We start from the raw sequence: 25083 nt of genomic DNA, 5'->3' as shown, positions 1-25083 counted from the left end.
TCAAACAAGAAGATCAGAGTGTGGCAAAAACTTTTCTGACGGCTTGTAGATCTTCCGGTGTATCAACCCCTGTACCAGGCGCTTGCAGGGCTTTTGCTACATGGATCTTTTCACCGTACCAAAGCACCCTTAATTGTTCGAGCATTTCGATACTTTCCAAGGGGCTTGGCGACCACTGGATATAACGTCGAATAAACCCCGCCCGATACGCATAAATTCCAATATGGCGCAGGAAATGCTCTCCAATAGACTCTGTTGATTGCATAAAGCGATCACGTTCCCATGGGATCGTAGCACGAGAAAAATAGAGGGCATAACCTTGCGAATCCATCACAACTTTAACAGCATTGGGATTAAATGCTTCTTCTGCATTCTGGATCTGCACGGCAAGCGTTGCCATTCCTGCATTACTGTCAGCTAAATTATCAGCCACTTGTTTGATGATCTGTTCTGGGATAAGGGGTTCATCACCCTGAACATTCACAATAATTTCATCATCAGCAAATTGGTATTTATCGATAACCTCAGCCAAACGCTCTGTACCTGAATGGTGATTTTCACGTGTCATGCAAGCCTCACCGCCTGCGGCAATCACTGCATCAAACACTTCTTGATGATCCGTTGCCACAATAACCCGATCAGCACCAGAACGGACAGCCCGTTCCATCACACGCACAACCATTGGCTTACCATGAATATCAGCCAATGGTTTTCCAGGTAAACGGGTTGAGGAAAAACGTGCCGGAATGATAACGGTAAACATGGGTTATTGATTTTCCTCTGTAGGCAAGACACGTGCTTCATTCTCTAGTAACACAGGAATGCCATCACGGAAGGGAAAAGCGAGACGATCAAACTTACAAATCAGTTCAAAGTTTTCTTTATCATAACTGAGCTTGCCATGACATAGCGGACAAGCAATGATTTCGAGTAAACGGTGATCCATATATCCCCCATCAAATTTAATGTGGCTCAGAATACCATAAGCAATGTATCACCGTTAACTTTGTTGCTTTGTTTAATTTCCCTTATTTTGCTTAGTATGGTGAGGTGAGAATAGCCTGGCATTATTAGCGAGTATTTAATGTTGGCAGTAAGGCACAGATATCATTCAACACCTTTTGCCCTTTTTCCTCAGGTAATTCAGCGTGTACAGGCAAATACCACCAGTTAGGTTGGGCAAATTGGAAACATTTAACCGCATCTTTTTCTGTCATCAATAAATTTTGATCACTATTTGCCAGGGCCAATAGTTGAGATTTTTCGTACGCCTGATGATCAGCAAAAGCGTATGTTTTCTGTAATTTCGCTCCTAATTGCTGCAATGTTGCAAAAAAACGTGGTGGATGACCAATTCCTGCCATCGCAACACCATTGGAAAGATCAGTCACCTTTCGCGTTTCCCCAGTCAGCAAATTAACCGCCAAATCGCCCTTTAGAGTCATTGGTAATTCACCCGATTCGGGTGTTCCACCATTAACAATGATGGCATTGACACTATTCAAGCGTCCCGCCAATTCTCGCATAGGGCCAGCAGGCAACCAGCAACCATTGCCAAAACGACGAACGCCATCAATGACGACAATCTCATAATCACGCTGCAAGGCATAATGCTGAAGACCATCATCGGTAATGACGATATCAACCGGAGCATGTGATAATAATGCCTGAATGGCTTCTGCTCGCTTTGGTGCCACTGCAACAGGTACACCAGTACGACGACGAATTAAAACAGGTTCATCCCCTGCTTGTGCCGTTGTTACTTCATCGGTAACCAATAACGGGTAATGTGCCGATTTCCCACCATAACCACGCGAAACAACGCCAACCCGATAACCTTTTTGCTGCAATTGTTCAACCAGCCAAATAACAACCGGAGTTTTGCCATTTCCTCCTGCCGTCAAATTACCGACAACCACAACAGGCACTGGTGCTTTCCAGGAGCGGCTCAACCCTAGTTTATAGCTTAAACGCCGCAAGCCGCTTATCAGCCCATAAAGGGCTGATAATGGCAATAATACGATGTAAAGCCGCGAGCGACCTGACCATATGCGTTCAATCATTGGCCAAATTGCATCCTATGTAACTGAGCATATGCCCCATCATGTTGCAACAAAGTCGCATGATTGCCCCTTTCTATGATATTCCCATCTTCAATGACGATAATTTCATCGGCATTTTCAATAGTAGAAAGGCGGTGAGCAATGACCAATGAAGTTCTGTTTTTCTGTAATTCATCTAATGCAGCCTGAATTGCCCGTTCAGATTCTGTATCCAATGCAGAAGTGGCTTCATCCAAAATTAAAATCGGAGAATCACGCAATAAAGCACGGGCAATCGCAATACGCTGACGCTGGCCCCCAGAAAGCAAAACACCATTTTCACCGATCATGGTATCAAGGCCATTATCCAGTTTTTTGATAAAGTCCATTGCATAAGCCATTTCTGCCGCCCGCTCTATCTCTTCGCGACTAAAGCATCCTTCGCTAGCGTAAGCAATATTATTGGCAACCGTATCATTGAATAGGTGGACATTTTGCGATACCAACGCGATTTGGTTACGCAGTGAAGCCAGGGTATATTCACGCAGGTCATGACCGTCTAATACTATTTCACCTTCATTCACGTCATAAAAACGCGTCATGAGATTAGCAATTGTCGATTTACCTGATCCTGAACGGCCCACCAATGCAATCGTCTTTCCCGCTGGGATCGTCATTGAAATATTTTTCAATGCAGGATGATCCTTGGTTGGATAACAGAAAGTAACATGTCGGAATTCAAGATTGCCTTTTGCCTTTTTGATTTCCAATTTACCTTCGTCTTTTTCCTGCTCCATATCCAGGATAGTAAATAAGGTCTGACATGCAGCCATACCACGTTGGAATTGAGCATTAACGTTAGTTAAGGACTTCAATGGGCGCATCAGGGCAATCATAGATGAAAATACAACAGTGATTTTCCCTGCGGTTAAAGCCCCCATAATTTCAGGAAAACTGGCTGCATACAGGATAAATGCCAGTGCAAAAGAAGCAATAAGCTGGATAATCGGATCTGAAATGGAATCAGCAGTGACCATTTTCATACCCTGCTGGCGCATATGGTTGCTGACTTTGTTAAAGCGTTCAGTTTCAACTTTTTGACCACCAAAAATTAAAACTTCTTTGTGCCCTTTCAGCATCTGTTCAGCACTGGTTGTTACCATCCCCATGCTGCTTTGCATATTTTTACTAATATTACGAAAACGCACGGAAACAAGACGAATAACTCCCGCAACTATCGGCGCAATGACGATCAAAATAAGCGAGAGTTCCCAACTGTAATAAAACATCAGTATAAACAGGCCAATAATTGATGCGCCTTCCCTGACAACCGTCACTAATGCACCGGAGGAAGATGAGGCAACCTGTTCTGAATCGTATGTAATACGGGAAAGCAAAGTCCCCGTGGATTGCTGGTCAAAGAAGGAAACAGGCATTCCCATCATATGATTGAACAGGCGGCGACGCATCTGCATGACCACTTTGCCTGATACCCAAGAGAGACAATAACTCGATATAAAACCAGATATGCCACGCAACAACATCAATCCGATAACAACCAGTGGCATCCACTTCAATACGCCAATGTCTGCCTTACCAAAACCCTCATCAAGCAAAGGCTTCAACAAGGAAAGCATCAATGTATCACCGGCAGCATTAATGACTAGCGCAACCGCCGAGACGATCAGACCGATTTTAAAAGGGGTAATGATCGGCCACAATCGGCGAAAGGTCTGCCAGGTAGAAAGGTCTTTATCATTCATTATTGAGTTACCAAAACCAAAAGAAATAGCGAATCATTCTACTCATGATCGCCATGAATACCAAACCACTGATGATACCATCGTGACACTATTTGTTGTCGATAACCTTTTAATTTAATGTCATCGCGATAAACATAGCCGGTTATCTGACCAGAAACCGCTGTGCTATGCCATTCAATGCCAGCATTTTTGTAGCGTTGTTTCACCTTTACTGAAGGCAATCGCCACGGGCTATAGCGTGCAACTGAAGCCAAAGCATATCGAGGCATAACTCTGCGCATAAATACCGAAGTAGAAGAGGTGTTACTCCCATGATGAGGTACTTGTAGTATTGTTGCACGCAGATGATCCTTCTCAAGCTCCAATAAGCGGTATTCGCCCGGTTTTTCTAAATCTCCTGTTAATAATAGACTGTACTTACCATCATCAATACGGATCACGCAAGATTGATCATTGCCAACTATAACTGACTTTTCTGGAGGCCAAAGAACGGCAAAATTTAATCCCTGCCATGTCCACTTTTCACCACGGACACAAGGTAAATGGGCCTGATTTAGAGAAGGGCTTCTAATTTGGATATCGGGATACTTTTCAGTTAGATATTCTATTCCTCCCGTATGATCCAGATGATCATGACTCAGGATTATTTGCCCTGGTGTTAACCGATGCCAACGCAAATAAGGTTCAATAACTTTTTCTGCCATGCTGCCCGTTTCCCAACGATTTCCTGTATCAAATACAATCGCTTCCCCTCCCTTATCGATGACCACAGCTAATCCATGCCCCACATCCAGCATGGAAAAACGCCATTGATAATCATTAGAACGTTTGGAATAACACGCAATAATTCCAATGCAAACGCCCAACAACCATTTATAGGATCGCCACCAATCTAAGCGCCAAATCACAACAAAAAACCAGCCGATTAACGTAATAACTATCGGATAGTACCCTGTTTCAAACCATGAATATGTCAAAATAGGTAAAGGTGCCAAAGCAAATAAAATACTGTAATCAACAAGCTGCCATAAAAAGGGTTGGATCACCGGAAGAAAGAGACAAACCATCCCCAACATAACCAACGGAACAGATAAAAAAGAGATAATTGGAATAGCCCACAGGTTAGCCACCAATGATGCAATATTAACGCTCTGAAATAACAAAAGCTGTAACGGTAACAACATTAGCAACATGCCCAACTGCATATGCAGTGCGCGCAGCCATGACCACTGCCACCCCTGACGTATCTTTTCTGGCAAAGGCATCCAATAAAACCAAAATAACAGTGCCATTACCGCAGTAAATGAGAGCCAGAAACTGTCAGAAAGTATTGCCAAAGGATCGAAAAATAAAATCAAGGCGGCACTCCATAAAGCCCATTGCCATGAAAAACACAGCCGGCTTTTGCACCGTAAATAAATCCATAAAGTTAGCCCTAATATTGCCCGAACGGCTGGAATTCCCCAACCAGACAACCACCCATACAGCATTGCGGTTAACCAGCCCATGATCAATGGAAAGCGAAATCCAATCCATTTTGCAGGAAAGAAAAACTGCGTCATTCTTGCAAAACTCCAGCCAAATAAGCTGGCCATTGCAATATGCAGCCCTGAAATTGCCATCAAATGCGCAATACCTGTCTGCTGTAATAGCAAGCGAGTGGATTTATCCAACCACGTCCTTTCACCAAACGAGAGTGCTAAGACAATACCCGCCTGTTTTAATGGTTGAATTTCTGGTAACAGCTTATTAATGAGACTTTGTCGGAGATTACAATTTTTATCGAGAGGTTTTGCCTCAATAATTTTTCCATTCAATGGCTGGCGAATAGAAAGTGAATATCGCTGGCTATCGAAACTACCATGGTTTAATTGAGCATGAACAGGTCTGAGTTTCATTGTCATCTGCCACTTCTGACCGGCACATAGCAACTCTTGAGAGTTCCATGATACTGACGCATATAAGGCAGGAATAATATATTTCCCATCACTCTCAATCAGCTTAATACGATAACGCGCCTTCTTATCTTCCTTCTTCGTATTATTTTCCAACGATACACTATCAATCATAACGATTGCAGTGCGGGATGTTTCGCTGAAATAGGTGACTTGAGCCAATATATGCTGGCCATGCCAACATCCGAAAATAAATGCCCATAATGCTAATGATACTAGTCGTATAATCTTATAAGGAAAAAATAATAAGCAAAACGCAAGGATAACCAGGTATTGAATGACTTTTTGTTGAGGAAGCTCTGCAAGGAATAATAAGGGAAAAACTCCCAATATAATGGCTAATGCCGCCCAATTTAGACTGATAAATGGCGTTGGTTTTCGCCAAATGGCAAATAAACAGGTAAAAAGAGAAAATATTATCGGCTGCATCCATTATGCCTCTGTGCTGACATTCCATTCACGCAAGAGAGCTTATGACATAGTAAATCTTACTGCCAGTTAGAGAAATGTTTTCGTGGAATCGCTTCGCAAATTAACTTTTAAACAAAAGAAACGATCTCAAAAAAATACGTCTATTCTCACAAAAACCAGAGATACATTAAATTAGATATATACCTATCTCACTTCAAGATGCATATTGTTTATCCCCGCTACGCTGGGAGATATAAGACGCATCTTGAAAGGCGATTAGTATATACAAAAAACGGCACCGTAAGGTGCCGTTAGTTTAATTAAGTAATAACTGATATCTTAGCTATCGCTATAGATATTCACGCGGTCACGTAACTCTTTACCGGGTTTAAAGTGGGGAACATATTTACCGTCCAATTCCACTTTTTCACCCGTTTTAGGGTTACGACCCACACGCGGAGCCCGGTAGTGAAGAGAAAAGCTGCCGAATCCGCGAACTTCAATACGTTCACCTGCGGCTAGTGTTTCTGCCATATGATCAAGCATTTCTTTCACTGCATCTTCAACGGCTTTGGCCGGCATGTGAGATTGCTGCTCTGCAAGTCTTTCGATTAATTCAGACTTGGTCATGGTACCTCCCTAAACTACCGTATTCGGGTAACATTCTCATTATAGAGAACATTACCCGCCGTTATTGACTTAGATTATTCGCCTTTAGCTGCTTTGAAAGCTTCAGCCATTGCGTTGTTAGCAAAGTTTGTGTCTTCTTGTTTGTTCACAGAAGCGATAGCGTCTTTTTCATCAGCTTCGTCTTTTGCACGAACAGACAGGTTGATTACGCGGTTTTTGCGATCAACGCCAACATATTTAGCTTCAACTTCATCGCCAACGTTCAGAACTTGAGTTGCATCTTCAACGCGGTCACGAGAAGCTTCTGATGCACGCAGGTAACCTTCAACACCGTCAGCTAATTCAACTGTAGCACCTTTTGCGTCAACTGCAGTGACTTTACCAGTAACAATGACACCTTTCTTGTTTACAGACAGGTAATTGTTGAATGGATCTTCTGCCAGTTGCTTGATGCCCAGAGAGATACGCTCACGCTCTGCATCTACTTGCAGAACTACAGCAGCGATTTCGTCGCCTTTTTTGTATTCACGAACTGCTTCTTCACCTGCAACGTTCCAGGAGATGTCAGACAGGTGAACCAGGCCGTCGATGCCGCCTTCCAGACCAATGAAGATACCGAAGTCAGTGATAGACTTGATTTTACCTTCAACGCGATCGTTCTTGTTGTGAGTCTCAGCAAATTGCTGCCAAGGGTTAGCTTTGCACTGTTTCAGGCCCAGGGAGATACGACGACGTTCTTCATCGATATCCAGAACCATAACTTCCACAACGTCACCAACGTTAACAACTTTGGATGGGTGGATGTTCTTGTTGGTCCAATCCATTTCTGAAACGTGTACCAGACCTTCAACACCTTCTTCGATTTCAACGAAGCAGCCGTAATCAGTCAGGTTAGTTACGCGACCAGTCAGTTTAGTACTTTCTGGATAACGTTTAGCGATTGCTACCCATGGATCTTCACCCAGTTGTTTCAGACCCAGAGATACGCGAGTACGCTCACGGTCGAATTTCAGTACCTTAACTGTGATTTCATCGCCCACATTGACAATTTCGCTTGGGTGTTTAACACGTTTCCAAGCCATATCAGTAATGTGCAGCAAGCCATCAACGCCGCCCAGATCAACGAATGCACCGTAGTCAGTCAGGTTCTTAACGATACCTTTGACTTCCATGCCTTCTTGCAGGTTTTCCAGCAGCTGATCACGTTCTGCGCTGTTTTCAGATTCGATAACTGCACGACGAGAAACAACTACGTTGTTGCGTTTCTGATCCAGCTTGATGACTTTGAACTCAAGCTCTTTGCCTTCAAGGTGAGCAGTGTCACGAACTGGACGAACGTCAACCAGTGAACCTGGCAGGAACGCACGGATGCCGTTCAGTTCTACAGTGAAGCCACCTTTTACTTTGCCATTGATAATACCAGTGACAGTTTCAGCTTCTTCGTATGCTTTTTCCAGCATCAGCCATGCTTCGTGACGTTTCGCTTTCTCACGAGACAAGACAGTTTCACCGAAACCATCTTCTACCGCATCCAAAGCTACGTCGATTTCATCGCCAACCTGGATTTCCAGCTCACCTTGAGCATTTTTGAATTGTTCTACAGGAATTGCAGATTCTGATTTCAGGCCTGCGTCAACCAATACAACGTCTTTATCGATAGCAACCACGACACCACGAACGATGGCGCCTGGACGAGTTTCGATAGCCTGTAGGGATTCTTCAAAGAGTTGAGCAAAGGATTCTGTCATGTTTATGATCTTCAAGATTTTTAATTAACGTCCATTAAGCTTCCAGCCGAATGGGGTTGTTTTACATACCTCGCAACTTTTCCCTGTTACAAGGTGTTTTAGTGTACCAGAATATTTCACTACCAATACACTAGAATTCTATATACATCTTCTTGATACGCGACTGCAATAGTCTATTTGCGAAAATTAACGATTATGCGGGTATTTCCAGCGCGTTTTTCACATAAACCAGTGCTTTATCAATCACTTCTTCGATAGACATACTGGTCGAATCCAGGATCAATGCATCTTGTGCAGGCACTAAGGGCGCAACAGCCCGATTGCGATCGCGGAAGTCCCGTTCTTGTATCTCGGACAAAAGATTTTCAAAGTTAACACTAAAACCTCTCTCCTGCAACTGCAACATACGTCTGCGGGCGCGTTCTTCCGCACTTGCATCAAGAAATATTTTCACTGGCGCGTCAGGAAAGACAACTGTTCCCATATCACGGCCATCAGCTATCAGCCCAGGCGCAATGCGGAAAGCCCGCTGCCGACGTAAAAGTGCTTCACGGACACGTGGGAATGTTGCCGCTTGCGAAGCCGTATTTCCAACAGTTTCGGTACGAATTTCATTGCTGACATCTTCGCCTTCCAGAATGACGCGGAGTTTGCCATTTGCAGGCAAAAAACGAACATCCAGATTTGCAGCCAGAGGAACCAGTGCGTCTTCAGACTGGATACCCACCTGATGATGGATGGCAGCCAGTGCCAATACACGATAAATGGCGCCTGAATCAAGCAACTGCCAATCTAACGCTTCAGCCAATGCCTGACATAGTGTTCCCTTGCCAGCACCACTTGGCCCATCAACGGTTATTACTGGGGCTATCGCCGCCATCATTATCCTCCTTTTCGCATAACATTCGTATAACAGACAGGTCATTTACCGAATGCAAAAAATTGCTTAATTAGCAAGCAATAAAAACCGGTCCTATTATACGCGCTCAGCAGATGAGAGAAACAGGCAAAGCCCATTTTTATTTCTATCCCTACCGACTTTTGCGTCTCTCTCTACTTTACGTATTGGCTGAGCTTTTCGAGCTGATTGAAATAGTCTGGGAATGTCTTTGCTGTACAGCCTGGATCAAGGATAGTAACTGGAGTATCCGACAGGGCTACCAACGAGAAACACATCGCAATGCGGTGATCATTATAGGTCGCAATTTCAGCATGATTGAGCTTTTCTGGCGGAGAAATTCGAATATAATCATGTCCCTCTTCCACTTCGGCGCCTATTTTTCTCAATTCGGTTGCCATCGCATTTAGTCGATCGGTTTCTTTTACCCGCCAATTGTAGATATTGCGGATAACGGTTTCTCCCTGTGCAAATAACGCCGTTGTCGCAATTGTCATTGCTGCGTCAGGAATAGCATTCATATCCATATCAATGCCCGTCAATGTACCACGCTCGCATTCAACAAAATCGTCCCCCCACCGAATCGTTGCTCCCATCTGTTCCAATACATTGGCAAATTGGGTATCCCCTTGCAGGCTATTTCTGCCAATGCCCGTGACACGAACGGTTCCGCCTTTAATTGCCGCTGCTGCCAGAAAATAAGATGCCGATGAAGCATCGCCTTCTACCAGATACTGCCCCGGAGACAAGTATTGTTGCTGACCTTTAATGTGAAAAACCTGATATTGTTCATTGTCTACTGTTACACCAAAACTTTTCATCAGTGCCAATGTAATATCAATATAAGGTTTAGAGACCAAATCACCCTGTATGTGGATTTCCGTATCATTTTTTGCCAATGGTGCTGCCATCAACAAAGCGGTCAGAAACTGGCTGGAAACAGTGCCATCAACGGTGACTTTTCCGCCTAGAAATCCCCCTTTGATATGCAAAGGCGGGTAATTTTCCTGTTCAAGATAATCAATTTCTGCCCCACCTTGACGCAATGCATCGACCAAATGACCAATTGGACGTTCTTTCATCCGCGGTTCGCCGGTCAACACTACATTTATGCCGCTGTCTCCTAAACTGCTGTCCCCTAAACATAGAGCCGCGGCCAATGGGCGCATTGCTGTACCGGCATTGCCCAAAAACAGTTCAATATCACTTTTGCCCGTGATACGGCCTCCAATACCATCTACTTCACAGACAGTCCGATTGTCAGAGAGACGATAGGAAATACCCAATGCAGCCAGAGCGTTAAGCATGTACCGGATATCATCGCTGTCCAATAAATTGGTTAATCGGGTTGTTCCCTTAGCAAGTGCAGCGAGTAACAAAGCGCGGTTAGAAACGCTCTTAGAACCAGGCAAATTAATTGTCCCATTAATATGGGAAATAGGTTGTAACGTCAGGGATTGCATAAAGAGAGGAATCTCCAGATATGATTTTAGTTTTTAGGATAGATCGAGGATTTTGAGATCGGGAGGCGTTATCCCTCCCGACGGTAAAAATTATGCGTTGCGGCGTTCAAAATCAGCCATAAATTCAACCAATGCGTTTACGCCTTCATAAGGCATAGCATTATAAATCGAAGCACGAGCGCCACCCGCAACTTTGTGCCCTTTCAATGCATGTAGCCCGTGTGCATAGGCTTCTTCCAAAAACTGACCATCTAATGCGGGGTTAGCCAGTTGGAAAGGAACATTCATGATAGAACGGTTTTGAGGAGCGACACGGTTGATATACAACTTACTGTTATCAACGGCATGATAAAGGTGTTTGGCTTTAGCATGATTACGTTTACTGATCTCTTGTAACCCTCCCTGCTCTTTCAACCACTTGAATACCATGCCAGACAGATACCATGCAAATGTCGGTGGCGTGTTATACATAGAGTCGTATTGAACCTGCACAGTATAATCCCAAATAGATGGTGTATGTGGGTGTGCTTTACCCAGCAGATCTTCACGGATAATGACGACGGTAATCCCTGCTGGCCCGATATTTTTTTGTGCCCCAGCATAAATAACACCATAACGGCTAACATCAATGGGTGCAGAGAGAATGGTTGAAGAGTAATCGGCAATGACAATTTTATCATCGCCGAAATCAGGCTCTTCAAAAATGGCAACGCCTTCAATCGTTTCATTAGGACAATAATGGACATAGGCAGCATCACTGCTCAAAGCCCATTCACTCATCGGCTTCACGCTTTTGACGTCGTTTGTTTCTGTTCTGATATCAATGATGTTTGGCGTGCAATATTTTTCTGCTTCTTTCGCTGCACATTCAGACCAGTAACCACTGACGATATAATCTGCTGTCGATTTATCACCCAGTAAGTTCAGTGGTAACGCCGAAAATTGCCCACGAGCACCGCCGTGACAAAACAGCACCTTGTAATTCTCAGGTATGGCTAATAAATCTCGGAGGTCTTTTTCTGCTTCTGCCGCAACAGCCACAAATTCTTTGCTGCGGTGACTAATTTCCATCACAGATGTCCCCAAGCCGTGCCAGTTGCAAAGTTCCTGCTCTGCACGTCGTAACACTTCCGCTGGCAACATAGCTGGGCCAGCGCTGAAATTATATACCTGACTCATTAACTTCACCCTATCAATGGATACAATAAAATCGGACGCATTGGTTTTATCATTCTCGCCCTGCCACTGCAATAATTATTAAACATTTGTTACAAACGACAGTATCACTTTCTGATAGACCTTCTTATTATAAATAACGCAATGAATTATATACCAATCTAACTTCAAGATACGTGTGATTTCTCCCCCGTTCCGCGGGGTAAAATCACGTTTCATATAGTGTTGTAAATTGCAACTTGAAGTTTAATGCATATAATCAAAATAGCGAAAAGTCAGGAAAGGTAACCTGGATAATATCAATTTTATTTAATACCAAAGGTAAGAAAGGCGATTAGGATGTTAATAATGGGGAAAAAGTATACATCTGAAAATAATTACCTTACAAAACCCCGTAAAGTTAAAAATAAATTAATTTCGATATAAAGCCAAAGAATAAAAAGTCACTTAACAGATAATTTATCCAAAAATCACGGATAAAAAAAGAATATAAAAAGGCGCATTTAATGCGCCTTTTTATATTTCAATCAGGAATTAATACTTACTAAACATTTCCTGAATTTTTTCTACATCAGAAGTTTGCGTCAGAGCTAATTGCAGAAGAACGCGCGCTTTCTGCGGGTTCAAACGCTCTGAAGCCACAAAGCCATATTTGCTGTCGTTAACTTCTGCATTTTGGGTAGTGTAGCCGAAAGGAATACGGCTGGAACGAACAACAACAACACCTTCTTTGGCCGCTTTAGCTAATGTGTCAAAAATGGACTTATAGATGTTACCGTTACCTACACCGGCGCTGACAATGCCTTGATAGCCATTTTCAACGAAAGCTTTTGCTGGCAAGTCAGACGCATTGGAGTAGTTATAAACGATGCCAACTTTTGGCAATTTATCCAGTGTGCTCACATCAAAAACTTCTTTATTCGCTTTTACTGGTGCCGCAGAATAGTAACGCACTTTGCCATTGTGAACGAAGCCCTGTGCACCAGCATTCACAGCCTGAAATGCCTGAACTGCCGTTGTGCTCAGTTTACTGATATCACGGCCATGAATAACGGAATCATTCATGGCAAGCAGGACACCACGGTTTGCCGAGTTTTTATCCGCAGCAACAACCACGGCGTTGTACAGGTTCAACGGACCGTCAGCACCCAGCGCTGTAGATGGACGCATTGCGCCAACCATCACAATAGGCTTCTGGCATTGAGTGGTCAGATCGAGGAAATAAGCAGTTTCTTCCATGGTATCAGTACCGTGGGTGATCACAAACCCGTCGGTTTTGTCACATTCTGCATTGATTTTCTTCGCCAGAGCCAACCACACCTGATCGTTCATGTCCTGAGAACCGATGCTGACGACCTGCTCACCTTTCAAATCAGCAATATTTTTAATTGCCGGTACAGCATTCAGCAGAGCATCGATACCTACTTTACCCGCGGTATAACTAGATTGCGTTGCAGATTCACCACCCCCAGCAATTGTGCCCCCTGTAGCCAAAACAGTAACATTTGGCAAAGCGAAAGCAGAACCGCTAACTAAAGCCAGAAAACCAGCTATTGCTGTTATTTTAGTCTTTTTCATTATTCAACCTCTTGTAAAAAAAGCCATTTTATTATGTAAACCAAGAATAAATAAACTCTAATTAACAATAATTTTTGGGAATTGATAGAGCGGATAAAAAAAACGCCGTATGATATGCGCCTTTAACATAAATTGAAGTGAATCACGATGACGCAAACCTATATCCCAGGCAAAGACGCCGCGTTAGAGGACTCCATTAATCGCTTTCAGCACAAATTGAAGTCTCTTGGTTTTAATATTGAAGAAGCCTCATGGCTAAATCCTGTTCCGAATGTTTGGTCAGTACATATTCGCGATCGTGACTGCCCACTGTGCTTTACCAATGGCAAGGGGGCCAGCAAGAAAGCGGCATTGGCTTCTGCTTTGGGTGAGTATTTTGAGCGTCTATCGACAAACTATTTCTTTGCTGATTTTTATCTGGGTAATACCGTTGCCAATGGCGACTTTGTTCATTATCCAGATGAAAAATGGTTCCCGTTGCCAGAAGATGACTCTCTGCCAGAAGGGATCTTAGACGAACGTCTGCATCGTTTTTACAATCCAGATAACGCGCTCTGTGCTAGCCAGTTAGTGGATTTACAATCTGGCAATGAAGCGCGGGGGATCTGCGCCCTGCCATTTACTCGCCAGTCAGATAATCAAACGATTTATATTCCAATGAATATTGTCGGAAATTTGTATGTTTCAAACGGCATGTCAGCCGGCAATACCATGAACGAAGCACGTGTGCAGGGATTATCTGAAGTATTTGAGCGCTATGTGAAAAACCGCATTATCGCAGAGTGCATCAGTCTGCCTGAAATTCCACAAGATATTATGGATCGCTACCCAAGCGTCGTTGAATCAGTCAATAAGTTGCAGGAGGAAGGTTTCCCGCTCTATTGTTACGATGCCTCACTGGGTGGACAGTTCCCGGTCATTTGCGTTGTACTGTTCAATCCTAATAATGGCACCTGTTTTGCCTCCTTTGGTGCCCATCCTGATTTTGGTGTTGCATTGGAGCGCACAGTCACAGAACTGTTGCAAGGCCGGAGCCTGAAAGATCTGGATGTCTTCACGCCACCAAGCTTTGATAATGAAGAAGTTTCTGAACATACCAATCTGGAAACTCACTTTATTGATTCGAGCGGTGTAATCAGTTGGGATCTCTTCAAGCAGGATGCGGACTATGCATTTGCTGACTGGAATTTCAGTGGAACAACAGAAGAAGAGTTCTCCACCTTGATGGGGATCTTCAATAAACTGGATGCTGAAGTTTATATCGCTGATTATGAGCACCTTGGTGTTTACGCCTGCCGCATTCTGGTTCCTGGTATGTCAGATATTTATCCTGTCGAAGATCTGCACATTGCCAATAACATAATGGGAACTCATCTGCGTGATACCATTCTGGCATTGCCGGAGAGTCAATGGCAGCCAGAAGATTATCTGGCTCTTCTCGAACAGTTAGATGATGAAGGTTTGGATGACTTTACCCGTGTCCGTGAGTTATTGGGCATTGCTGTGGGTAAAGATAACGGTTGGAGCAATCTGCGGATCGGTGAATTGAAATCGATGCTGGCACTGGCAGGCAAAGATTTGGAACAAGCCTTGATTTGGGTGGAATGGACACAGGATTTCAACGCTTCCGTTTTCACCACTGAGCGAGCGAACTATTACCGCTGCCTGCAAACGCTGTTACTGTTAACTCAAGAAGAAGATCGCCAACCAGAGCAATATTATCAGGCGTTTGTAAAAATGTACGGTCAAGACACTGTCGATGCTGCTTCAGCAGCCATTGCCGGAGAAAACGGCTTCTATGGTCTATGGTCTGTTGATTCAGAATTAAAAGCATTACCAGCCCATCAAGCATTATTAACTGCTTATGAAAAATTGCAAAAAGCCAAGCGTGAATTTTGGAGCAATAAATAAGCTGTTGTATATGCATTAAACTTCAAGTTGCAATTTACAACACGATACGAAACCTGATTTCTCCCCGCTTCACGGGGGAGAAATCATACGCATCTTGAAGTTAGGTTGGTATATTGTTTATTAACCGTAAAAAGTAAAATACAGGTTAAATATAATTTATTTTGAAATAACAAATAAATGACAATTTAGCCTGTTATTTTACTTTTAAGATCTAAAAGGCTAAAACTGCTTATATAAAATATTCTTATAAATTTTAAAAAATATTTTTCTTTATAAATCATATCATTAATACCGTATCACCTCATTTAAGCGGCTATATCTCATTAGACTTTCGGTCTAATATGATCCATATCAAATTCAGGTCAATCCCCGTTTGTTACTATCAATGCGTGCTATGATTAATTAAGGATAAAGAGAGTGTTAGGATGAAAACTGACAACCCTTTCAATTTATTTTCACCTGCTGTAATGGCACAAATCGCTGATGACATTGGTGTATATAAAGTCAATAAACATCCCGCAGTGACTTATTTATCGGCAATCATGGCAGGTGTATTTATTTCCATTGCTTTTGTTTTTTATATTACGGCAACAACAGGGACCTCTTCCATTCCTTATGGGCTAGCTAAATTAACGGGTGGGATCTGTTTTTCCCTTGGTTTGATGTTGGTCGTTATTTGTGGCGTCGATCTCTTTACTTCCACCGTGTTGACGATCATTGCAAAAGCGACAGGACGTATTACCTGGTCTCAAATGTTCAAAAATTGGATTAACGTTTATATCGGTAATCTGATTGGCGCTCTGTTTTTCGTCGCTTTGGTTTGGTATTCCGGCCAATATGCTGTCGCCAATGGTACTTGGGGACTAAATGTATTGCAGACAGCCGATCATAAAATGCACCACTCCTTTATTGAGGCGGTATGTCTGGGCATTTTAGCCAATCTGATGGTATGTCTTGCTGTCTGGATGAGCTATGCCGGACGCAGTTTGATAGATAAGTTATTCGCGTTGATCCTGCCAATTGGCATGTTTGTCGCCAGCGGTTTTGAACACAGTATCGCTAACATGTTTTTAATTCCATTCGGGATCATTATCAAAAACTTCGCACCAGATGAATTTTGGCTGAAAACAGGGACAACCCCTGAACGATTTCCACAACTTAATGTTTCAAGCTTTATTACCGATAACCTGATCCCTGTCACGATAGGTAACGTTATTGGTGGTGCGATATTGGTTGGGTTGACTTATTGGTTGATTTATTTACGTGGCAGCAAAAAACATTAATTCGCCGCCAAGTCAAGTTTCTTAAAAGTTCCACTGTTAAAAGGTAGAAGTATCATGTCCGAGTTAAACGAAAAATTCTCAGTAGCATGGCAAGGCTTTAACGAGGGTAGCTGGCAGAATGAAGTCAACGTCCGTGATTTCATCCAAAAAAACTACACCCCATATGAAGGAGATGAATCATTCCTTGCGGGTGCCACAAAAGCAACAGACGCTTTGTGGGAAAAAGTCATGGAAGGTATCAAAATCGAAAACCGCACCCATGCACCGCTAGATTTTGATACTGACATTGCGTCTACAATTACCTCTCATGATGCAGGTTATATTGAAAAAGATCTGGAACAAATTGTTGGTCTACAAACCGAAGCGCCACTGAAACGTGCCATTATTCCATTTGGTGGCATTAAAATGGTTGAAGGTTCTTGTAAAGCCTATAACCGCGAACTAGACCCAAAACTGAAACAAATTTTCACTGAGTATCGTAAGACTCATAATCAAGGGGTATTTGATGTTTACACCCCCGATATCCTGAAATGCCGTAAATCTGGTGTATTAACTGGCTTGCCTGATGCCTATGGCCGTGGACGCATCATCGGCGATTACCGTCGCGTTGCCTTGTATGGTATTGATTTCCTGCGTGATGAGAAATTTGCTCAATTCACTTCCCTACAGGAAAACCTGGAAAATGGCGAAGATTTGGAAGCAACCATTCGCCTGCGCGAAGAACTTGCCGAACAGCATCGTGCTCTTGGTCAAATCAAAGAGATGGCGGCTAAATATGGCTATGATATTGCTAGCCCCGCTACCAATGCCAAAGAAGCCGTACAATGGACTTATTTTGCTTATCTGGCAGCCGTGAAATCCCAAAACGGTGCTGCAATGTCCTTTGGGCGTGTTTCTACCTTCCTGGATATCTACATTGAACGTGATATTCAAGCGGGTAAGTTGACTGAACAACAAGCCCAAGAACTGATAGACCATTTGGTCATGAAACTGCGTATGGTGCGTTTCCTGCGTACTCCAGAATATGATGAGCTGTTCTCTGGTGACCCCATTTGGGCAACTGAATCGCTGGCGGGTATGGGTTTGGATGGCCGTACTCTGGTCACCAAGAACAGTTTCCGTTTCCTGCATACGCTATACACCATGGGACCATCCCCAGAGCCTAACATGACCATTCTGTGGTCTGAAAAACTGCCTATTAACTTTAAAAAGTTCGCAGCAAAAGTCTCGATCGATACTTCTTCCCTGCAATATGAAAATGACGATCTGATGCGTCCTGACTTCGACAGCGATGATTACGCTATCGCGTGCTGTGTCAGCCCAATGGTGGTTGGTAAACAAATGCAGTTCTTCGGTGCCCGCGCAAACCTTGCAAAAACCATGCTATATGCCATCAACGGCGGTGTAGATGAAAAAATGAAAATGCAAGTTGGCCCGAAAGAAGAACCAATGAAAGACGCGGTGCTGGATTATGACAAGGTTATGGCGCGTATGGATCACTTCATGGATTGGCTGGCAAAACAGTATGTCACTGCCCTGAATATTATCCACTACATGCATGACAAATACAGCTATGAAGCTTCATTAATGGCACTGCACGATCGTGATGTATACCGTACCATGGCGTGTGGTATCGCCGGTCTGTCCGTTGCCGCTGACTCATTATCTGCCATTAAATATGCGAAAGTTTCCCCAATCCGCGATGAAGATGGCCTGGCGATTGATTTCAACATTGAAGGTGAATACCCACAATTCGGTAACAACGATCCGCGGGTCGATGATATCGCGTGTGATCTGGTTGAACGCTTTATGAAGAAAATTCAGAAGCTGCAAACATACCGCAATGCAGTTCCAACCCAGTCTGTATTGACCATTACCTCAAACGTGGTTTATGGCAAAAAAACGGGGAATACTCCTGATGGACGTCGGGCTGGCGCGCCATTCGGACCAGGTGCTAATCCAATGCACGGCCGTGATCAAAAAGGGGCGGTTGCTTCATTAACTTCGGTGGCGAAACTACCATTTGCCTATGCCAAAGATGGTATTTCATACACTTTCTCTATCGTACCGAATGCGCTGGGTAAAGATGATGAAGTCCGTAAAGCAAATCTGGCGGGCCTGATGGATGGTTATTTCCATCACGAAGCAGATATCGAAGGTGGTCAGCATCTGAACATTAACGTGATGAACCGCGAAATGCTGTTGGATGCTATGGAGAACCCTGAGAAATATCCGCAATTGACTATTCGCGTATCGGGTTATGCTGTGCGGTTTAATTCTTTGACTAAAGAACAGCAACGGGACGTTATCACCCGTACATTTACCCAAACCATGTAATTATTAAAAATGACAGATAATAAAGGCTCCTTTAATCTTGGGGCCTTTATTAGCTTGCTAGTTTTGGAGAAGTCCTTTCATGTCCGTACTTGGCCGTATCCATTCTTTTGAATCTTGCGGAACCGTAGATGGTCCCGGTATTCGCTTTATCGCGTTTTTCCAGGGTTGCCTGATGCGCTGCCTCTATTGCCATAACCGCGATACTTGGGATACCCATGGCGGAAAAACCGTAACCGTTGAAGAATTAATAAAAGAAGCAACGACCTATCGCCATTTTATGAATGCTTCAGGGGGTGGAGTCACCGCTTCCGGTGGTGAAGCCATTCTTCAGGCTGAATTTGTTCGTGACTGGTTCAGGGCTTGTCATGAAGAGGGCATCCATACCTGCCTGGATACTAATGGCTTTGTTCGCCGTTATGATCCGGTGATCGATGAATTATTGGATGCTACCGATTTGGTTATGCTGGATTTAAAACAGCTTAATGATGATATTCACCAAAAATTAATTGGTGTGTCCAATCATCGGACTCTCGAATTTGCACGTTATCTGGCAAAACGTAACCAAAAAACCTGGATCCGTTATGTTGTTGTTCCCGGTTGGTCTGATGACGATCAATCCGTTCGTTTACTTGGTGAATTCACCAAGGATATGAAAAATATTGAAAAAATAGAGTTATTACCTTATCACGAACTGGGTAAGCATAAATGGATTGCCATGGGTGAGGACTATAAACTGGAAGGTGTTAAACCTCCTCCAAAAGAAACAATGGAGAGGATAAAAGATATTTTAAGAAGTTATGGGCACCACGTGATCTATTAGATTCATTCCCTCTTACATTGCTTGTTCCCTCTATTAATTATTGCAAACTTTGATCATATCAGACTGGATATACCTGATATGATCAACATAACTTTAAATCAGAACAAGTTATACGCATTAAATAGGTTTTCATAATACTGAGAGTATCAGATGTTGGAGTTACTTACCCCGCGCGGGGTAAGGAATACTCCTATTATTTTGAAACGCTATTTAAACTTCAAGTTGTAATTTACAACACGGGGAGAAATCACACGCCTCTTGAAGTTAGATTGGTATACTCATAATGAGTGAAATATTTTATTCTAAAAACACACAATATCTGATACCAAAAATAAAATCATTTACTTTATGTAAAGATAAATTAGGAAATTAAGCCAAAATCACATCAGTATAATTAACAAAACAAACCGCACATATTCATTATTACCGATAGAAGCATCTCTTTCTCCACCCATAAGACTTAAAATCAATACTTGTTGATTAATAATTTTTATATGATAATCCTTCCGCTTTCTATGACTAATTATGTTAATGAAATAGAAATAGAGAAAAATCAATTCAGTAATTGCTATTCAGTAAAATAAATCGGAAAAATATGGATACTCAAGATATGAATCTCAATTCAGGAGAGAATAGCGTCTCTCTGAGCAAGGAAAAAGATACATTCATTCCAAGTGGGCGTGCTGTAAAAGCTGGGACAGCAACAGAATGGATTGGTAATGCCTGGGAAATGTTTAAAGCAAAGCCAATGAAATGGATACTACTAACCTTAATCTATTTTGCTATAATACTAGCCTTGCAATTCATGCCTATCATCAGTATTGCCGCAGCGCTGTTTGGTCCAGTATTTATTGCTGGATTTATTGTTGTCAGTGAAAAACAACGAACAACGGGTGATTCTGATATAGAATTACTTTTCTATGGGTTTAAAAATAAGCTTGGCTCATTAGTTGCTGTTGGTGCGCTTGCCCTCGGCATAAATGTACTTGGTATCATTGCTGCGTTTATACTTGGAGGAGCAAGCCTATTTCAAATACTTTTGGCAGGACAAGATCCAGATCCGATGCTATTCGTGGGTAGTTTTTCTAGTTTAATGCTGGCATTCTTGGTGGTTCTGTTCTTTAGCATCGTTTCTCTTGCATTTAGTTGGTTTGCTCCAGCCCTGATTATCATTAATGGTTTAAAATTCGGCGAAGCAATATCAATGAGCTTGAATGCAGTAAAGAAAAACCTGCTTGGTGGTTTCCTGTTCTTCTTACTGATGAGCATTCTGACGTTTATTTCGGCAATTCCACTTGGTTTAGGTTTGCTTGTTACTTTACCTATGTATATGGCAACTTATTATACCACTTATCGCAGTATTTTTTATGCACCGGAAACCCAAGAGACAAAATCTCACTTAATCAGTTAAATATATACGCATTAAACTTCAAGTTGCAATTTACAACACGATATGAAACGTGATTTCTCCCCCCGTTTTGCGGGAAGAAATCACGCGCATCTTGAAGTTAGATTGGTATATATGCAAAAAGCGCCACATTTGGCGCTTTTTTATTAAGAATAAATGGTATTAGCCAATGTATTCCAATCCATTCATGTAAGGACGCAATACTTCTGGAATTTCAATACGGCCATCCGCTTGCTGATAGTTTTCCATCACAGCAACCAGAGTACGGCCCACCGCAAGACCAGAACCATTCAGTGTATGTACCAACTGAGTTTTCTTGTCATCTTTACCACGGAAACGCGCTTGCATACGACGAGCCTGAAAATCCCACGTGTTAGAACAAGAGGAAATTTCACGGTAAGTATTTTGCGCTGGTAGCCAAACTTCCAAATCGTAAGTTTTTCTTGCGCTTGCCCCCATATCACCCGTGCACAGCAGCATCTTACGGTAAGGAAGATTCAGTAACTGTAATACTTTCTCAGCGTGTCCTGTCAATTCTTCCAGGGCTTCCATGGATTTTTCTGGATGAACAACCTGAATCAACTCAACTTTATCAAACTGGTGCATACGGATAAGGCCACGGGTATCACGGCCATAAGAACCTGCTTCAGAACGGAAGCAAGGTGTATGCGCTGTCATCTTCAATGGCAATACGCTTTCATCCAAAATTTCATCACGCACTAAGTTAGTGACCGGAACTTCCGCGGTTGGAATCAAAGCATAATGGCTGCCAGATTCTTCTTCCAATGGTCTGGTATGGAACAGATCTTCACCAAACTTAGGTAACTGACCTGTACCATATAAAGAATCATGGTTAACCAGATAAGGGACGTAAGTTTCCAGATAGCCATGCTGCTCTGTATGCAGATCTAGCATGAACTGGGTGATGGCACGGTGCAGACGAGCAATCTGCCCTTTCATTACAACAAAACGTGAGCCAGTCAATTTAACTGCAGCCGCAAAATCAAGGCCACCCGTCAGTTCACCCAGCGATACATGGTCTTTGATTTCAAAGTCATATTGGCGTGGTTCACCCCAACGACTCACTTCCAGGTTATCACTGTCATCTTTTCCGTCAGGAGAAGAATCATCAGGAATGTTCGGCATACTTAATGCGATACTACGGATCTCAGCTTGTAAAGTGTCCAGTTCAGCTTTTGCTGAATCCAATTTTTCTCCCAATTGATTCACTTCCTGACGCAGTGGTTCAATATCTTCACCACGCGCTTTCGCTGCACCAATAGCCTTCGATCGGGAATTACGTTCTGCTTGCAGGGTTTCAGTTTCAACTTGTAAAACTTTGCGGCGCTCTTCTAATTTGCGCAGCATCTCCACATCAAGGGTATAACCCCTGCGAGCCAGTTTTTCGGCGACTGCGTCTAGCTCATTACGCAGTATATTTGGATCGAGCATGCTAGTCCTGTGCTTGTTGTTATTGAAAAATGGTTATTGAAAAATTGTCAAAAACTACAGCTTTTCGCTGTAATTTAGCATTGTTGGATATAAACCAATCTAACTTCAAGATGCGTGTGATGCCTCCCTGCAAAGCAGGGAGGCATCAAATTTCATATCGTGTTGTAAATTGCAACTTGAAGTTTAATGCGTATAAACCTTACCGTATCAGGAAAATTAACGATAGCGTTTTATTGGGCTATTTTGATCCTGTTCCAGAAGCCAGTTTAACTTTTCACCTATCTTACCTTCCAGCCCTCTGGCACTCGGGTAATAATAACGTGTTTGTTGCATTTCTGGTGGAAAATAGACTTCACCGGCGGCATATGCATTCGCTTCATCATGGGCATAGCGATACTCGTCACCAAACCCAATTTCCTTCATCAGCTTAGTCGGGGCATTACGCAAATGAGCAGGAACATCATAATCTGGTTTGTTTTGCGCATCCGCCATAGCTGCCTTGAATGCGGTATAAACAGCATTACTTTTCGGTGCACAAGCAAGATAAACAATTGCCTGTGCGATCGCTCTTTCGCCTTCAGCCGCTCCTACACGCGTAAAACAATCCCATGCAGCAATAGCGATCTGCATTGCACGTGGATCAGCATTACCCACATCTTCAGAAGCGATAGCCAATAACCGACGGGCAACATAAAGGGGATCACCGCCTGCGGTAATAATTCGGGCGTACCAATAAAGCGCTGCATCAGGTGCTGAACCACGGATTGATTTATGCAAAGCAGAAATTAAATCGTAATATCGGTCACCTTTATTATCAAACCTGGCACTCCTTTCCCCGCTCACTTCTTTCAGTAATTCCGGCGTCAAAACCCGCTGCCCTTGCGCATTGGTTTCTGCCATGTCCGCCATCATTTCCAGCAAATTCAGTGAACGGCGTGCGTCTCCCGCCACAAGCTCTGCTATCATTTGGCGAGTATTATCTGGTAATACAATATGTTGCCCGCCAACGCCACGCTCAGTATCATTAATGGCCTGAATAAGCACTTGTTCAATTTCTGCCGTCGAAAGTGATTTCAATAAATAGACACGAGCCCGTGACAACAAAGCTGAATTTAATTCGAAGGAAGGATTTTCAGTGGTTGCACCAATAAATGTGATAGTACCGTCTTCAATATGTGGTAAAAACGCATCCTGCTGACTTTTATTAAATCGATGAACTTCATCAACAAATAAAATCGTTCTGCGCCCTGCGTTGCGATTTTGTCGTGCTCTTTCTATGGATTCACGAATTTCTTTTATGCCAGAAGTGACTGCCGAAATACGTTCAATATCAGCTTGTGCGTAATAACCAATAATTTCAGCCAGTGTTGTTTTTCCTGTTCCGGGCGGTCCCCATAAAATCATAGAATGAAGATGACCTGCCTGGATTGCGCGCGGCAAAGGTTTTCCTTCTGCCAGTAAGTGTTGCTGGCCGATATACTGATCTAATGTGACTGGCCGCATTCTTGCGGCCAGTGGCTGAAATTCATTTTGTGAAAAATCGAGAGAAAGAGTGTTCACTTAAACCTCACTGGCGTTGATCATCCAGCGTGACACCTTCCGGTACGGTGAATTTGAATTTTTCCGCACCCACGTTGACATTTTGCTGCCCTTTCAATTGGTAAGCACTTTTTTGCCCATCCTGTTCAACAGCAGTAAATTTTTGGATTGTTCCATCCGGTGTCACGGTAATTGAAAAATGTTTTAAATTGCCATTGGCATTACGAGGCGTCAGCTCAAAGCTATTACCGTTTTGCATAACCTTGTACTGTTTCCAGTCAGCAGGATCATTACGCGCAATCAGCATAAATGGCGTATTTCCCGTTGCTTCTTTTAACCAGTTCGCTGTCACCTGTTCAACAAAAGGATTATAAAACCACAGTGTCTTACCGTCAGAAACCAAAACACTCTCATCAGGTGACGTCATATGCCAGTTAAACAAATTAGGGCGTTTGATCCAAAGCTCCCCTTCCCCTTTTTGGATCGTTGAACCCTCATTGCTAGTCACTGTTTGAGTAAAACTGGCATGAAAACTATTCACTTTTCCCAAACGCCCTTGCAGATCCTGCGTCGCATCAGCCCAAGCAGAACCTATGCTCACACCCATCATCAGACAACCAATCAACATCAGTTTTTTCATGTGCGAGATACCTTCAATTCGTTTTATTA

Annotated in this window: 19 protein-coding genes; 5 read left to right on the top strand and 14 right to left on the bottom strand. The window is 43.0% G+C overall.

Going from position 1 to position 25083, the window contains the following annotated elements:
• Window positions 1–13: 13 nt before the first annotated feature.
• From kdsB to ansB, 11 genes are all read right to left on the bottom strand, one after another.
• Entirely contained in the window at window positions 14–763 is a 750-nt protein-coding gene (gene kdsB, locus WDV75_RS08040) for a 3-deoxy-manno-octulosonate cytidylyltransferase (RefSeq protein WP_273557289.1), read from the bottom strand.
• 3 nt (window positions 764–766) lie between these two features.
• Window positions 767–946 (bottom strand): Trm112 family protein, encoded by a 180-nt coding sequence (locus WDV75_RS08035; RefSeq protein WP_099133267.1) that lies wholly within the window; start codon window positions 944–946, stop codon window positions 767–769.
• Between the two features lie 124 nt (window positions 947–1070).
• Window positions 1071–2063, bottom strand: a complete 993-nt coding sequence (gene lpxK, locus WDV75_RS08030; protein ID WP_273557288.1) for a tetraacyldisaccharide 4'-kinase — start codon at window positions 2061–2063, stop codon at window positions 1071–1073.
• On the bottom strand, window positions 2060–3808 hold the full coding sequence (gene msbA, locus WDV75_RS08025) for a lipid A ABC transporter ATP-binding protein/permease MsbA (protein WP_273557404.1): 1749 nt from the start codon (window positions 3806–3808) through the stop codon (window positions 2060–2062). The genes lpxK and msbA overlap by 4 nt, the downstream gene beginning before the upstream one ends.
• 35 nt (window positions 3809–3843) lie before the next feature.
• Window positions 3844–6189, bottom strand: a complete 2346-nt coding sequence (locus tag WDV75_RS08020; protein WP_273557287.1) for a ComEC family protein — start codon at window positions 6187–6189, stop codon at window positions 3844–3846.
• A gap of 321 nt (window positions 6190–6510) precedes the next feature.
• Window positions 6511–6801, bottom strand: coding sequence for an integration host factor subunit beta (ihfB, locus tag WDV75_RS08015; RefSeq protein WP_047767557.1), 291 nt, complete (start codon window positions 6799–6801; stop codon window positions 6511–6513).
• A gap of 74 nt (window positions 6802–6875) precedes the next feature.
• Window positions 6876–8549 carry a 30S ribosomal protein S1 gene (gene rpsA, locus WDV75_RS08010; protein ID WP_099133860.1) on the bottom strand — a complete coding sequence of 558 codons (1674 nt, stop codon included), beginning with the start codon at window positions 8547–8549 and terminating at the stop codon, window positions 6876–6878.
• A 193-nt stretch (window positions 8550–8742) separates the two neighbouring features.
• On the bottom strand, window positions 8743–9429 hold the full coding sequence (gene cmk / locus WDV75_RS08005) for a (d)CMP kinase (protein WP_273557286.1): 687 nt from the start codon (window positions 9427–9429) through the stop codon (window positions 8743–8745).
• Between the two features lie 173 nt (window positions 9430–9602).
• Window positions 9603–10910, bottom strand: coding sequence for a 3-phosphoshikimate 1-carboxyvinyltransferase (gene aroA, locus WDV75_RS08000; protein WP_273557285.1), 1308 nt, complete (start codon window positions 10908–10910; stop codon window positions 9603–9605).
• 90 nt (window positions 10911–11000) lie between these two features.
• Complete coding sequence (gene serC / locus WDV75_RS07995; protein ID WP_273557283.1) at window positions 11001–12089, bottom strand: 3-phosphoserine/phosphohydroxythreonine transaminase; 1089 nt, start codon at window positions 12087–12089, stop codon at window positions 11001–11003.
• A gap of 531 nt (window positions 12090–12620) precedes the next feature.
• Window positions 12621–13664 carry an L-asparaginase 2 gene (gene ansB, locus WDV75_RS07990; RefSeq protein WP_273557281.1) on the bottom strand — a complete coding sequence of 348 codons (1044 nt, stop codon included), beginning with the start codon at window positions 13662–13664 and terminating at the stop codon, window positions 12621–12623.
• Between the two features lie 147 nt (window positions 13665–13811).
• Between ansB and ycaO the strand changes: the two genes are divergently transcribed.
• The 5 genes from ycaO to WDV75_RS07965 all read left to right on the top strand — a co-directional run bounded on the left by ycaO (window position 13812) and on the right by WDV75_RS07965 (window position 21426).
• Window positions 13812–15575, top strand: coding sequence for a 30S ribosomal protein S12 methylthiotransferase accessory factor YcaO (gene ycaO / locus WDV75_RS07985; RefSeq protein ID WP_273557280.1), 1764 nt, complete (start codon window positions 13812–13814; stop codon window positions 15573–15575).
• Between the two features lie 425 nt (window positions 15576–16000).
• A complete protein-coding gene (gene focA / locus WDV75_RS07980; protein ID WP_273557279.1) occupies window positions 16001–16858 on the top strand; it encodes a formate transporter FocA in 858 nt (285 codons plus the stop codon).
• A 54-nt stretch (window positions 16859–16912) separates the two neighbouring features.
• On the top strand, window positions 16913–19195 hold the full coding sequence (gene pflB / locus WDV75_RS07975; protein ID WP_273557278.1) for a formate C-acetyltransferase: 2283 nt from the start codon (window positions 16913–16915) through the stop codon (window positions 19193–19195).
• Between the two features lie 79 nt (window positions 19196–19274).
• A complete protein-coding gene (gene pflA, locus WDV75_RS07970) occupies window positions 19275–20015 on the top strand; it encodes a pyruvate formate lyase 1-activating protein (RefSeq protein ID WP_189758502.1) in 741 nt (246 codons plus the stop codon).
• A 595-nt stretch (window positions 20016–20610) separates the two neighbouring features.
• Window positions 20611–21426: a BPSS1780 family membrane protein gene (locus WDV75_RS07965; protein WP_273557277.1), complete on the top strand. Its 816-nt coding sequence runs from the start codon at window positions 20611–20613 to the stop codon at window positions 21424–21426.
• 159 nt (window positions 21427–21585) lie between these two features.
• Here the strand turns inward: WDV75_RS07965 and serS are convergent, their stop codons facing one another.
• The 3 genes from serS to lolA form a co-directional block, all read right to left on the bottom strand.
• Entirely contained in the window at window positions 21586–22875 is a 1290-nt protein-coding gene (gene serS, locus WDV75_RS07960; protein WP_273557276.1) for a serine--tRNA ligase, read from the bottom strand.
• Window positions 22876–23091: 216 nt separating this feature from the next.
• Complete coding sequence (locus WDV75_RS07955; RefSeq protein ID WP_273557275.1) at window positions 23092–24435, bottom strand: replication-associated recombination protein A; 1344 nt, start codon at window positions 24433–24435, stop codon at window positions 23092–23094.
• Between the two features lie 7 nt (window positions 24436–24442).
• A complete protein-coding gene (gene lolA, locus WDV75_RS07950) occupies window positions 24443–25054 on the bottom strand; it encodes an outer membrane lipoprotein chaperone LolA (RefSeq protein WP_273557274.1) in 612 nt (203 codons plus the stop codon).
• Window positions 25055–25083 lie beyond the last annotated feature (29 nt).

This window comes from Xenorhabdus griffiniae (assembly GCF_037265215.1).
Lineage (GTDB): Bacteria > Pseudomonadota > Gammaproteobacteria > Enterobacterales > Enterobacteriaceae > Xenorhabdus > Xenorhabdus griffiniae.
The sequence above is the reverse complement of the archived record's forward strand: the minus strand, read 5'-3'. Positions and strand labels throughout refer to the sequence as shown.

Bases quoted from the DNA above. Each gene is read 5' to 3' on its own strand.
- kdsB (WP_273557289.1), bottom strand. From the start codon at position 763: ATGTTTACCGTTATCATTCCGGCACGTTTTTCCTCAACCCGTTTACCT.
- WDV75_RS08035 (WP_099133267.1), bottom strand. From the start codon at position 946: ATGGATCACCGTTTACTCGAAATCATTGCTTGTCCGCTATGTCATGGC.
- lpxK (WP_273557288.1), bottom strand. From the start codon at position 2,063: ATGATTGAACGCATATGGTCAGGTCGCTCGCGGCTTTACATCGTATTA.
- WDV75_RS08020 (WP_273557287.1), bottom strand. From the start codon at position 6,189: ATGCAGCCGATAATATTTTCTCTTTTTACCTGTTTATTTGCCATTTGG.
- ihfB (WP_047767557.1), bottom strand. From the start codon at position 6,801: ATGACCAAGTCTGAATTAATCGAAAGACTTGCAGAGCAGCAATCTCAC.
- rpsA (WP_099133860.1), bottom strand. From the start codon at position 8,549: ATGACAGAATCCTTTGCTCAACTCTTTGAAGAATCCCTACAGGCTATC.
- cmk (WP_273557286.1), bottom strand. From the start codon at position 9,429: ATGGCGGCGATAGCCCCAGTAATAACCGTTGATGGGCCAAGTGGTGCT.
- aroA (WP_273557285.1), bottom strand. From the start codon at position 10,910: ATGCAATCCCTGACGTTACAACCTATTTCCCATATTAATGGGACAATT.
- serC (WP_273557283.1), bottom strand. From the start codon at position 12,089: ATGAGTCAGGTATATAATTTCAGCGCTGGCCCAGCTATGTTGCCAGCG.
- ansB (WP_273557281.1), bottom strand. From the start codon at position 13,664: ATGAAAAAGACTAAAATAACAGCAATAGCTGGTTTTCTGGCTTTAGTT.
- ycaO (WP_273557280.1), top strand. From the start codon at position 13,812: ATGACGCAAACCTATATCCCAGGCAAAGACGCCGCGTTAGAGGACTCC.
- focA (WP_273557279.1), top strand. From the start codon at position 16,001: ATGAAAACTGACAACCCTTTCAATTTATTTTCACCTGCTGTAATGGCA.
- pflB (WP_273557278.1), top strand. From the start codon at position 16,913: ATGTCCGAGTTAAACGAAAAATTCTCAGTAGCATGGCAAGGCTTTAAC.
- pflA (WP_189758502.1), top strand. From the start codon at position 19,275: ATGTCCGTACTTGGCCGTATCCATTCTTTTGAATCTTGCGGAACCGTA.
- WDV75_RS07965 (WP_273557277.1), top strand. From the start codon at position 20,611: ATGGATACTCAAGATATGAATCTCAATTCAGGAGAGAATAGCGTCTCT.
- serS (WP_273557276.1), bottom strand. From the start codon at position 22,875: ATGCTCGATCCAAATATACTGCGTAATGAGCTAGACGCAGTCGCCGAA.
- lolA (WP_273557274.1), bottom strand. From the start codon at position 25,054: ATGAAAAAACTGATGTTGATTGGTTGTCTGATGATGGGTGTGAGCATA.